Annotated in this window: 7 protein-coding genes; 2 read left to right on the top strand and 5 right to left on the bottom strand. The window is 59.7% G+C overall.

The annotated features are described in order from the left end of the window. Nucleotides 1-401: 401 nt before the first annotated feature. A complete protein-coding gene (locus tag EDE12_RS21320) occupies nt 402-662 on the top strand; it encodes a hypothetical protein (RefSeq protein WP_064034065.1) in 261 nt (86 codons plus the stop codon). Between the two features lie 189 nt (nt 663-851). On the opposite strand, the gene EDE12_RS21315 is transcribed toward EDE12_RS21320, so the two are convergent. Further along, nucleotides 852-1,322: a hypothetical protein gene (locus EDE12_RS21315; RefSeq protein ID WP_134188295.1), complete on the bottom strand. Its 471-nt coding sequence runs from the start codon at nt 1,320-1,322 to the stop codon at nt 852-854. Nucleotides 1,323-1,332: 10 nt separating this feature from the next. Beyond that, nucleotides 1,333-1,731, bottom strand: a complete 399-nt coding sequence (locus tag EDE12_RS21310; RefSeq protein ID WP_083967480.1) for a helix-turn-helix transcriptional regulator — start codon at nt 1,729-1,731, stop codon at nt 1,333-1,335. 891 nt (nt 1,732-2,622) lie between these two features. Here EDE12_RS21310 and EDE12_RS21305 point away from each other — a divergent pair. Beyond that, entirely contained in the window at nt 2,623-4,038 is a 1,416-nt protein-coding gene (locus EDE12_RS21305; protein WP_134188294.1) for an integrase family protein, read from the top strand. 338 nt (nt 4,039-4,376) lie between these two features. On the opposite strand, the gene EDE12_RS21300 is transcribed toward EDE12_RS21305, so the two are convergent. The 3 genes from EDE12_RS21300 to EDE12_RS22175 form a co-directional block, all read right to left on the bottom strand. Beyond that, entirely contained in the window at nt 4,377-6,344 is a 1,968-nt protein-coding gene (locus EDE12_RS21300) for a DUF1998 domain-containing protein (RefSeq protein ID WP_084768555.1), read from the bottom strand. Further along, nucleotides 6,242-9,790: a DISARM system helicase DrmA gene (drmA, locus tag EDE12_RS21295; RefSeq protein ID WP_134188293.1), complete on the bottom strand. Its 3,549-nt coding sequence runs from the start codon at nt 9,788-9,790 to the stop codon at nt 6,242-6,244. Before drmA ends, EDE12_RS21300 begins: the two co-directional genes overlap by 103 nt. A gap of 819 nt (nt 9,791-10,609) precedes the next feature. Then, the coding region (locus tag EDE12_RS22175) for a type IIL restriction-modification enzyme MmeI (protein ID WP_348630690.1) at nt 10,610-12,176 on the bottom strand (1,567 nt) is incomplete at its 5' end.

Below are 12,176 nucleotides of genomic sequence, written 5' to 3'. Positions count from 1 at the left end.
GCTGTGCAGCTTGCCTCGCTCATAAAGCCGACTTAGCTGCGCAGCTTCGCTCTATTCCCTCGATTTTGAAAAGGCGGCCCACGGCGTAGGGATACGGGGTGAATAGGCCGCATCGATGATCGCGACATAGACCGGCTCCAAACCGCCCGTCTCTCGCCCGCCCGTGTGACAGGCGACGAGGAAGCAAGCCGGCGCGGCAAACGCTGCAGCGCGGATGATTGCACAGATCGACATGCGCCCTCTCTGAAACACAACCATTAATCAACCTAAATGCTACAGTTACAGCTTATACGACGTCAATGAGGCCACAAGCGGTCATTCACGGCCGAGGTCACTCCATTTCGGCCTAGGAAGTGAGAGGCCTTCGTTTCACAGGCTGCTTTTCTTGAAGGATCGGAATCATGTGGAAGAGGATTGGAAAAGCCGCGCTATGGGCGGTACTTTTCGCTACGGCTTGGCACGCAGGTCATCGCCATGGCGTGCAGTGGGAGCGCGAGGTCTATGAGCAGGTCGAGCAGGACATGTTCCCGATGAACGTCAGGATAGCGGCGGGGCGCGCCTACCGCTGCGGCTATGACCAGGCCGAGTCCGATCGGGCGCGGATGCTGACCGGGAAAGGGACTTGGGTCGACTCTTGGTGCAGCGAGCTGAAGGGGCCGTAGCTAACCGAGAAACCTCGAGCACCTGAGCGAACACCGGCGAGAAGGCGCTTCGCTGGAAGCTGAAATATATCGAGGCGTTCAACCGCATAGAGACCGAGTTAGGTGCCGGAGCCGGCATGGCGTTGACGTCGAGAAGCCTTGTCCGCCTCCCCGACGCCGGATGCAGCGCCTGCGAGAAGTGGAAAAGAATTACATTTTGGTAGGATTCAGCTGTTCGGCGGAAGGCGCTAAGAGAACTCGCAGCGCTCCAGCCTTGACCAATCTTTCATTATGAACAATGCGAACTTTGATGTTTCCTTCCGCTCGTATTTCAAGTGGAGATAGAATGAAGTTACGCGTTACGAATGCAAGCCTCAACACATCTGGATCACTGTCGGGAACAAACGGCTCAAACGCATCCACTCCATCAGGAGGCAATGCAATATTCTCCGCTATGGACGGCTTGTCATCCGGATCCAAAGGCAAAAAGACTTTAATCTCGAACTGCCTTAGTTTTTCCATAGCTGAAATACAGGTAATTGAGAGACCGAATTTTGGAATTATTATTGGAAAATGACCACTAACCAGCATGACCCCACTATAGCAGCCAATTAACGAAATTTTTCCGCCCACTTCCGACCGAATGTCGTCACAAAAAATGGTATAACCAGTTGGTTCCATTTCTGACTTCCTAAAGCGCCGACTCTACAACACTCGTCGGTCCGGTTGACTGCACGTGAGTTACGGTGGTACGCGGCCAGTGAATTCCGACATGGCGCTTTTCGACAACGGGCTGCTCCGCACCGTGGTTCTGGCCTGGGACCGACTCAGGCTTTTCGAGTCGGAAGACAATTTCCCGGTCCAGAGCCCACGCCAGATCAGAGATCGTTCTCAGAGTCAGGTTTTCTTCGCCTTTTAAAATGCGATTCACTTGTGAGCGATGGATCCCGAGAGCCTGCGCAACTTGCTCTTGAGTCAAACCACGCGCTTGCTTTTCGCTCGTGAAAGCCTTGATTATTTCGTCTCGCACCCTGCCGATGAAGCGGCCAGCCTTCCGTTGGCGCGGGTCGAGCTTAAGAAGAAAGGACATCGAAAATCCCCCCGCTCAGAAACTTGGGCACATCGAGATCTAAGAGGTCCCTTCGTCGTCGAACCTGATCCCGGTAACCGTCGTAAAGGCCGCGTTCCTTGCAGAAAACAGCCGTGACCACGTCCGCCGCAATGAAGTTGTCCACTGCAGGAAACCAGCCGAAAAACCTTATATCCGCTGTCTTGATTTCGAAGACTCCGCATTCGCTAGGCACCATAATGTGAGCACGCTTATAATGGCAAAGGTCGGCTCCTCTGATGAAATCGTAGAGGAGGAAGTCGACCTGCTCAGCTGGGCTTTGCCTGCCTTCGTCTAGGACAGATTCAAGCGTCGGAAGCATTTTTTCGAGCCACTCGATGACATGCGGAAAGGCATAGAAGGCCCGGACGGGAATCTCCCGTCGACCGAGGTCGACGGTTACCTTCTGCAGCGCTCCTCGAAGGCATAAGGTAGGGATCGTTGCCATATAAGTCAACAAATGAGAGAGGCTTAGCCCGATGTGGTCACTTCGTATCGTAAGCGACCAATAAACACGTGCCAACCAGCGAACAAAGCCTCCGTTCCAAACGATGGACGCCGAATTCGCCCCGTAGGAAAAGTGAGGGTAGGTGGAAGCTCGACCAGCAGGTCCGCTACGGGTCCGGTATAATTTTCATCAACCACCTTCCGTCACACAAGTTATTGATTTAATTGGTGCGGTTGCAGGATTCGAACCCGCGACCTACTGATTACAAATCAGTTGCTCTACTGCATTTCCGGGGCAAATGTTCCAGATTTATGGTTAAAAAGTTCATTATTTCTCAATATTTACCATGGAACGGCTTATCCGGCGCGGCCTGACTTGCTCTAAGACGTGTTGCCCCATTGTTGCCCCGGTGCTATTTGGCTCCCATGAAGCTGACAGTCAAAATCGTTGAAGGCCTCATAAAGGCGGCTGCGGACAAAGAATACCGCGACGACGCCTGCCCCGGCCTCATTCTTCGTGTCAGAAAGTCGTCGTGGCGTTGGGAGATCCGTTGGTCACCAGGACGGGCGTTCTCGCATCGTAGGCGCGATCTCGGGAACGATTTGACGCTCGATGAAGCGCGGCATGTCGCAGATAAATTTCGAGCCATCGTTCGAGCCTTTGATGGCTACACCCCAGACTATATAGACAACGAATTCAATGCGTTTTTTAAAACGTGGAGACTAAATCGCGCCGGTGTAAAGTACGTGCGTCGCACTATGGAAAACCGCCCGGCGCCGCCGTCCATTTCCTATCGAGCGGCAATCGAGGAATACGGTGCCGAGCTGCGGCGGACGCGGCGCGAAAAAACGGCGGCGGACTATGTAAACAGCCTTCGGCGCCGGGATTTCCAAAAGCTTTTGGACAGGCCGGTGCGCGACATTAAACGCACAGAAATGGCTGGAACTATTGCAAAAATCCACAAATCTCACGAACGCCAAGCGGAGACTGTCGCCACGGCGGTGAGAGGCATGTGGAAATTTTTGGCACGCGACGACATGCGGTCCAAGACGGGCGTCGATCCCCACGAAATGCGCGACCTCTCGACGCCGGAGAGATCGCTCGTCGAGGACGACGACGCCGAGGCGTCCACACATGTCCCCGACCGGGATGAGATCGGACGGCTTGCACGATGGTTTTCTCGCCCGGTTCCACAGCCGGCGAAGGACGCAACGAAACGAGATCTCGCAGCTGCCGTTGTAGCCGAGCGAGACCGGTTGGCGTCCATGCTGGTCATATATACCGTCCAGCGCGTCCGCGCCGTCGCCCACGCGCGGTGCGTGGATTTCGAGGATTTGAAGGATGGCACAGCGCTGTGGAGGATTGGACCGGCGCACCGGAAATCGGCGTCGATGGCGGCGCGCCGAGGCCACGACGTCGGCGTCCATATCGTGCCGCTGCCGCCTTCCGCGTGGGCCGTCGTCAAACGGGCGATGGCCCTATCGGACGACTCTCCCTATCTGTTTCCGGGGGCGCGATCCCGACGAGCAGGATCAGAGGTGACGACGCTCCATGAATCGTCGCTATCGCATTTTTTCGCGGAAGTCCCCGGCTGCGAGGCGTCCCCGCACGACATGCGCCGTGCGCTCGGGACGACCTTCCGGAAAGCCGCGGGATACACCACGGGCGACGTCGGTCTTATCCTCGATCACGGAAAGCGCGAGGATATGGATGGCGAGGATATCACGGCAGAATTCTATGCGTTTTCCACCGTGGGCAAGAAGGCATGGGCGATCATGAGGGAGTGGTGCGATTTCATCGACGCCGCGACCGCCGAGCAGAACGCCGAGGAAAACATTTAAAACGAGGCTTCGGTGATTAGCCAGCTCCCCAGCAGCGTCTTGGGCGTCGCAATGAATAGCCTTACCCCGTGAAGGACTTCCACCTGCGCAGCGACAATTAAGTTGGCCGGTTCTCCGACAATTATCTTGGCCGGTTAGGGCGTCCGCGAGCGCCGCTTGAAAGGAGGGGCGAAGCCCCGACTGAAGAGCGGCGGCTTTCCGAGCTAAAAACGGGCGCTTCTCCTTCGCGTCAGCGGATCGACGATGCGGAGCTGCGCGGCCCGACCCTTTGTCTCGCCGAGCGGCGCGTCAGGGGCCGTGGCCCGGCTGGGTGAGCGAAGTCGGTAGTATTCAAATTGTTAGGCCTGCACCTTATTGGAACCCAGTAATGGAGAGCCTTGCCCCAGAACGGTATGGACGAGCAGGCTGCGATCCAGGCGTCCGTTTCGGGCCTCGCAGGAGGTTTCCGGCACCAGCAAACACGCGTGGCATGCCGCGCCTTGTAGCGGGTAGTCCTCGTTTCCACGGGCCTGTTCCGCGCAGACTGGGTCGTTGGAGCACAGCGAAAGGCGGCTTGCCGCTCTAGCGAGGAGCGCACCGATGTCGTGCGCACGTTCGCTCAGGCCGCCTAAAGTGCCCTGACCGCCCGCGGCGGACGTATAGATGAGAATGCCGAAGCGATCGGGTTGGGCTGCGCTGCTGGAATAGACCCTCTCCTTGAGAGAGGAGAGCGGGTAGCCGCATTCGAGCGCGAGTTCCGCCATGAACGCATGCGAAAGCGAGTGAAGCGCCCAATAGGCCACGCCGAGATGCTTTGGCGGCCGGCCGAAGCGCTGAGCGTCTTTGTCCTCGCGGTGGCAGAACTGATCCGAGATGTCTTTCGTCTCGGAGCGTTCCCGCCACTCGTTGACGAACGGGGCGGAAATATGAAGGAAAATCCCTTCGCCGAATTGCTCGACGGCCGGGAGCCATTCGACGCTTCTGGCGAGATCCGCGCAATCGACGTTGAGCTGAATTTCCTCGAGCTCGCATTCGCCGGCCGTCGGCGGCGGGTCGAGGCGCGTGAAACCATAGAGGCAGATCACCTCGCGCAGCCGATGCACCTTGACGACATTCTGAAGGAACGCGTCCCAAGGGGCTGTGAGGCCGAGGCTGTCGCGCGGAAGCGTCTCGGCATAGAGATGCGAGCCGGCCTCCGGTCGACCGAGCACGGGAGCGCCCGAGGCGAGAAGATCGAATTCGGGGATCTTGGGATTGTCGACGTGTCCCGCCTCGACTGCGTCTCCGGCTTCGAGGGCACTCATGATCTCGGCGTCGGAAAAGTCTTTGAACGCCTCCTTCGTCTGCGGGATCATCCGCAAGACCTGCAAGAAATTCGGCAGGACCCGAATGCCGTCGATCGTCGATCGATGTTCGGCGATCGTCTGCCGCACGCGGTCGTCGGATTTTATCAACGAGATCAGGTTCACGGTCTGCGCGAAATAAGTATTGGTCGCAGATCGAGGCAGTAGATGCAGGCTTTCGTCGCACTTTTCTTCGGCGGTGCGGCGCGGCGTCAGCCAGGGGCTCTGGCAAGTGCAGCCGCCGAGAAATTTCGGCTTATAGAGATCGGCCAGCGTTACCGAGGCGCCGCAAGTGCAGCGCACCGAAATGTCAGAGGGATCGGAGCTGACTCCCCGTTCGACCCAGAACATTGGCTTGCGGCAACTGTGGTCGCCGTTGCGATGCGCCAGCCGGCGCCAGTCGATATCCTGGAGATGCCCCCTCGCGCAGGCGCCAACGAAGCGGATCGGGTTGACCTGGGATTTCTGGGAGTCGCCCCTGTAGCTCAGCTTGCCGAGGCTGTTCACGGTCAGGTCTGCGAACTCGACGATTCGCCTGCGCTTTTCCGTCGTCGGCGCTTGGCCGTCGCCCTTGTCGCCATCGGCGTCGTCGACGACGAACCATGTCGGAAACAGCCGTACCTCGACGCCGGGCGCATTGGCGTCGCGTCGTTCCTCGTCGAACACCGGAGGCTGGCGCAAACCCTGAAAGCTTGAGCTCAGCTTTCCGCCGAGCTGTTGCCGCAAGAGCGCGACGAGACGCTCCTCCTCGATCGGACGCCAACTCGGCCCGAAACGCCAATCCTGTAGGCCTCCCACCACGACCGCATGCTCGGGAAGGTCGAGCATGGCGCCGGGACCATAGGTCAGCAGGAGCTGGCTGAACGTCTGCGTAACATCTGTCATTTTGCGTTCGCGGTCATAAAGGGAGAGCCGTCCGGCGATCTCAGCTTCATTAGGGAAACAGGCTCGGTGTCGCGCATCGAGCGCGCGGCGACGAACCATTCGCGCTCGGGCTCCATATTGGGTTGCCGCTCGAACGGCGCTTGCAGCAGACGGCGGACCGCTTCCTCATTCGCATAGGCGAAATCGCCGCCGTTCGCGGTCAGTCGATCGGCGAAGCGCGCCCATGTGTCGCGGAGCTCATCGAGGCGCGCGAGGCATATTTGCAGCGCGTTCTCATCCTGTCCGGCCGTTCGCATCTTTGCCTCGAGCGCATCGCGAACGCGTTGATAGGCGCCGGCGTTGGCGGCGATGCGCGCGGCGGCGTCATTGGGGGTGAGATCGGGCTCGACATGCCGCGCGGCCGCGACGAGCATCGCGGCCAAAGCGCGATCGAGCGCGCGTGGCGCGAAGGGCGTGACGCTCGTCGCCTCCACGGCGCGATAGAAGCTCATGTGGAAGGAGCGGAACTGTTCGTAATGCGTTCGGTCGCGCGGCTTGTGGATGTTCAGCAGCGTGACGACGAGGCCCGGCTTCAGGAATTCGCGCCCAACGCGCGAGGTGGCCTGAATATACTCCGCCGCCGTCTTCGGCTGTCCCTGGACGACCATCAGACCGAGCCGGCCGATATCGAGACCGACCGAGATCATATTGGTCGCGAGCGCCACATCAACGGCGTTCTTGTCGCGCGCCGGATAGCCGAGGCGCTTGCGGGCTTCGGACACTTGGTCCGTGCTGTAGCGCGAGGTGAGCTCCTGAATCTCGCGCAGAGTGCGGTCCGCGAAAGGCGCGCCGATCGGCTCGCGGCGGATGCGGCTGCGGCCATAGGAGGTGAGATGCGCGCGCACCTCGTCGTCGACGATGCGGCGCGCGCCGCCGAGCTCCCGCAGGGCGTTGAAATAGCACAGCGCCGTCAGATAGGGATCGGCCGGATCGTCGACGCCGCCTGAAGACAGAGCCGCGGCGCCGGCGAGCAGAGTTTGCAAGCTGCGCAGAAAGACGAGCTTGGGGCCGCGCCCCGGCGAAGCGACGCCGAGATAGAGGCGCGACGGCGTTTCCCGATCCGCTTTGGCGAAGAAGGAATCGCTGCGCTGGACGCCCGGCGGCGGAAAGATCGCCGTTCGGTCGCGGCCGAAGAGATTGCGAATTTGCGCTTCGGCGCGGCGGACCGTCGCGGTCGATGCGACGATTTTTGGCCCGCGCCTTTCGCCATTGATCTGCCGCGAGGCGAGCAGATCGAAGGCCGTTTCATAGAGCCCGGCGATGGTGCCGAGCGGACCCGAAATGAGATGCAGCTCGTCCTGGATGATGAGATCGATCGGACGCAATTCGCAGCCGATCGGCCGACCGCCGCGGGGCTCGTCGGCGCCGTAGAAGCCGAGCTCGTCGCGCCGCTCGACATGGCCGAAGAACGCACCGGTGCGGCCCTCCCAGGGCACATTGGCGAATTTGTCGACTGTCGCGATCATGAAGGCCGGCAGGCGGCGGTAGATTTCCTCATCGACGACGACGATCGGCAGGCGCGTATCGGAAAATGCGCAATCCTCGCCATAGCAGTAGATGTCGAGCCGGTGCGGCGTCGAGGCGTTGGGATGAAACCGGAAGCTGTCCTTGACGAAATCCGTTCCGCACCAGGGGCAGGATTTCAGGGGCGCCGGCGCCGGGCCGCGCCCTTTGCGATGCTCGTCGAGCCAGAACACCGCCGTGCCGGGCTTTCGGTTCCTGGCCGCGCCGAGACGGTTCGGCGTCGCGGCGGAGCCGACCCACAGACCGATCTCGATCTCCCAATCGCCGAGCCGCTTGCGTTCCTTGCGCTCCAATTCCAGCGCGCAGACGAGGCCGGCGGCGCGCTGGAGCTGATCGAGCGTCAGCAGCCGCAGCGTATAGCGCATGACCACCGACAGTCCGGCTCCTTCATAGCCGGGATTGGCGAGCCGGCGGCGGGCGATGGCGAAGGCGGCGAGGCCGAGATAGGCCTCGGTCTTGCCGCCGCCCGTCGGAAAGAACAGGAGATCGACGATCGCGCGATCTTCATGAGTCGGATCGACCAGCCCGTCGAGATTGAGCAGGATGAAGGCGAGCTGGAACAGGCGCCAGCTCGGTTCTTTCGGCGGCTTGCCTTCGGCGATGGCGCGGCGCCGATTGGAGAGCGCCATGGCGCGATTCATGACGCCGAAGGCCTCGCGGCTCATCGCGTCTTTTTTCAGCAGCGCAATGCCGGCCTCGATGCGCCGGCGCGCCGTCTCTATGCCGGCGAGGCAGGTCTGCGCCGTCTCGCGCCGCCGCACGCCGTCGAGTGGATCGACGAGCGTCGCTTGGCTCTTCGCCCAGAGCGCATATTCGACCGGCAGAGCGGCGAGCGCGGCATTGAGGGCCGCGACATCTTCGGCGGCCTCGGCCAATCTCTCCATGCTGCGCTCGACGCCGGCGAGGGGAATGTCCGAGCCGAGCTTCTCCACCTCCTGCGCCGGTAGCGGATTGGTGAAGACGCTGGTGACGCGCCCCTCGACGGCCGGCGCCCAATCGCCCGAGCTATTGTGGCCGACGGCGTAGGAATAGACGTCGCAATAATGGAGATCGGCGAGCCGCTCGTCGGGGTCCCGTGCATCATAGGAGGCGCGGTCGTCGCGCGGCGCGAAGCCGCCGGTGAAATCGAGCTGCAATCTCGCCTGGAAGCAGAAGGCCACATCGCCGAAACGGCTCAGCGTCCGCGCGCGCTTGTTGACGAGGAACACCGATACGGCCAGCAGCTCGCGCCTCACCCCGTCTATGCCGGCCGTCGCTGTCTCGCGGACGGAGACGACGAGCTCGAGACCGCCGCCCGGCGCCATGGGCGCAGCGCTGTCCGGCACGATCACGCTCACCGCCTCGTCGCCGGCGCGGATCGGCAGCGTCAGCCGCTCCTCGCGGGGGATGCGCCGCCAATCGACCTCATTGGCGGCGGGAAATTTCGGCTTCTCGCCCTTCGCCTCGGCGCTTTCCCGCGCGGCGGGGAGGAAGACGGCGTCGTCGAGCCGCGGCTCGGTCACATAGTCGCCCCAGGTCACGCGGACCTGCAATTCTTTCGCGTCGCGCGGCAGCAGCACGGTGAGGCCGAGCGAAGAGGCGGCGAAGGAGCGCACCGGCGGCCGCTCGGAGGCGGCGCCGTCCTCGGAGCCGGCGCCTCCGGGCGCGCCAAGCTCCATGCTCTCGCTGCCGCGTTGGGCCTCGAGCCGCAATTCGGCGCTCTCCTCCTCCGCGGCCTCCGATTCTGGGGCTCTCGCCGTGGGGGCGTCGCGGCGGGGGCCGAGATAGCCGGTGAGATACCAGGTCGAGGGATTGACGCCAGAGAGAATTTCGCGCGCGAGATCGGGGTCGAGATCGGGATGCGGGCCGACGAGATCGCGGCGCAGAAGCTCGATGAGACGATCGCGCGCCTCGACCGGAGAGCCCGGCTTCGGCAGGTCGGAAAGACGATCTTTCGGCGCGATCTCGGAGGCGGCGGGAGACGGGAAAGCGATTTCGTTCATTTCATAAATCCGAACCGGCCGGGACTGTATCACCAGGCCGGGGGCGCGCAAATGGCGCGCGCGACATCGGGACAACCCTCGGAAGACAACAACCTCCCTCATTCATGCGAGGGACGTAGCCGCCGTCTCCGAATCCCGAGTTCCGGCGGTGTCTCAGTTTGAGTTTTATGGCTTGCACCGAATTATCTCGGGTACACGACTGTGAGGGCGAACCCGGTCATGCGTTGCAGGGCACATCCATTTTAGGAGCGTTATATACCTTCCACCAAATGCGCTCGGAACTCCCCAGTTTCTTCGTTCAGTTCGGACAACCGCATTATCATGTTTGGACGAGGATACGCTTCCTCGATTTTTCGTGGGTCGGCTGTGATGTTCACAGCTTTCAAGACAACGACCCTAAACCGACCTCCCCAATTGTCGCGGGCACAAATGAGATTGGAAATTCTCTCTCTATTGCCAGGGCGGTCTCTCCAAAGAGGCAATGTCTTAGAGTCTGGACTGTATGAAACTGGGCTATCTTTGTAACAAAATTCATCCTGCCAAAGAGCGAGTACGACCTCACCCGATGGGGTCAGTCCTGACCAGCTCCATTGATCGTTTCTCAAAATCACGCCGTAGTGTGCGAAAGCCGCAACTTTTCCCGACATCTATCCGCCCCCTGCTTTTGCATGAACATTTCGAGACATCGGAGTCGTGCGAGCCGCCGTCAAGGACAGGACCCGAGTTCCAAATCCCATGAAGAAGGTTTTCTCGTTCAAAGCCTCCTCCGCACCCTTCGGCTTGAGAAAACCTTCACCAGATTGCCGACACCTTGGCGAATCACGACAGATCGAGAGCATCCTGCGCTTCGTCCGCCTCCTCGGCGGAGCGGCGCGCGGCGCGCTCGGGCGCGCGGCCGGCAGCGACCTCCTCGGCGTGGCGCTCGGCGTTCAGCGCCAGCAAGCGGGCGAGCACGCGGTCGCGCTGCTCGGCCGGCCAGAAATAGCGGTTCTGATAGGTGTGGTCGTCCTCGGTCTCCTCGGTCAGGAACTCAGGGCGCAGCTCCTCGGCGAGATCGTCCCAGCCATAGGCGCGCAGCACGGCGCGATCCATCTCGTCATGCAGCTCGCGCAGGCGGCGGATCGGCTCGCCGCGCTCATCGGATTTGTGGAAGCGGTTATAGGTCTTGGTCATCCCCTCATCGGCCGCGATCATCAGCGCGGCGCGATGGTCGTGATAGGCTTGGCCGATCGCTTCGAGCGCGGCGTCGGTCTCATAGCCCTGCGGAAAGGGGAAGGTCTCGAAGCAGTCAGACGGGGTATAACGCAGATCGTCCTTCAACGAAGACGCAAAAAATCTAGCCCAGACTTCGTGAGCGCGGGACTGAACTACTGCAAAAAAGCCATCATCGTCAGATATAAACACAACTATACTATCAGCAAATTTTAACTTGCTTGATATGAACACCATGCTAAACTGCGGAGATACGCGGCATGTTACCACTACTCTTTGCATAAAGGCAATTTTCGAGAACAGCTCGTTTCTTGTTCTATTAAAGCGCCACCAGTTCGCTTGCAAACGCCGCCCATCAACGTTGTCTCTCAATTTCGCGCGCTCTGGTTTGACTTTTTGCTCAGCTATGTCCATCAATTCCGGGAACTGCTGCCATGCATGCTGTTCATCCAGATCATTGATATCAAAAACGAAACGATGAGGAGTTTGTGTGGGGTCGGAATTGACTTCCTGGCCTCCAATATATGGAAATATACGAGATTGCGATTCTGGTCGAGCCGATAAAATTCGACTCATCTCAGCCAATCCGCTCGATGCGCCAGTTCTATCGGTATCGTCAAACAGGAATCCAGAACCATAAATGTCTAACCCCTTATATGTTTTATCTATATTTCGTACAAGGCGATGAGGAGAGCCTTCATGACTCGAATTTAGAAGGTAGCTATTTATATAATCGCACCGTCGATCGTCGATAAATTTTTTTATATCGCTTTTAACCTTAGTAAAATGGACGATTGAAGCAATAACAGCTGCCTCACCGGGCCAGTAGAATCGCTTTATTGCACGATAAATAATCCCTCCGTGCCTCAACACATACAATGGCCCAGCTTCTCTTGTGTCTCCTTGGCTGATTGTATTTGTTGCAACAAGACCTGCCGCCCCGCGCGACGACAAAAGGAAAAATGTCCGCTGAAAAAAGTATGAGACAAGATCGGATCGATTCCCGGCACCCTCTGAATTTTCCTTCAAAAACGACAGATATCGATCTCCCAAGGAGCCAGAAATATTCGTGCCACCTAAGTGTCGGTCCGAAGACAAGTTGAATCGGATGAATCGCTTGTGATTCAATGAGGCGGTCTGATTCTCGCGGAGACCGCCGATGTGGACGAATGAA

This window comes from Methylosinus sp. sav-2 (assembly GCF_004366495.1).
Classification (GTDB): Bacteria; Pseudomonadota; Alphaproteobacteria; order Rhizobiales; family Beijerinckiaceae; genus Methylosinus.
This window is presented reverse-complemented; position numbering and strand designations above follow the sequence as displayed.

Coding starts and splice junctions, on each gene's coding strand:
- EDE12_RS21300 (WP_084768555.1), bottom strand. CDS start 6,344: ATGGTTCGTCGCCGCGCGCTCGATGCGCGACACCGAGCCTGTTTCCCT.
- EDE12_RS21305 (WP_134188294.1), top strand. CDS start 2,623: ATGAAGCTGACAGTCAAAATCGTTGAAGGCCTCATAAAGGCGGCTGCG.
- drmA (WP_134188293.1), bottom strand. CDS start 9,790: ATGAACGAAATCGCTTTCCCGTCTCCCGCCGCCTCCGAGATCGCGCCG.
- EDE12_RS21320 (WP_064034065.1), top strand. CDS start 402: ATGTGGAAGAGGATTGGAAAAGCCGCGCTATGGGCGGTACTTTTCGCT.
- EDE12_RS21310 (WP_083967480.1), bottom strand. CDS start 1,731: ATGTCCTTTCTTCTTAAGCTCGACCCGCGCCAACGGAAGGCTGGCCGC.
- EDE12_RS21315 (WP_134188295.1), bottom strand. CDS start 1,322: ATGGAACCAACTGGTTATACCATTTTTTGTGACGACATTCGGTCGGAA.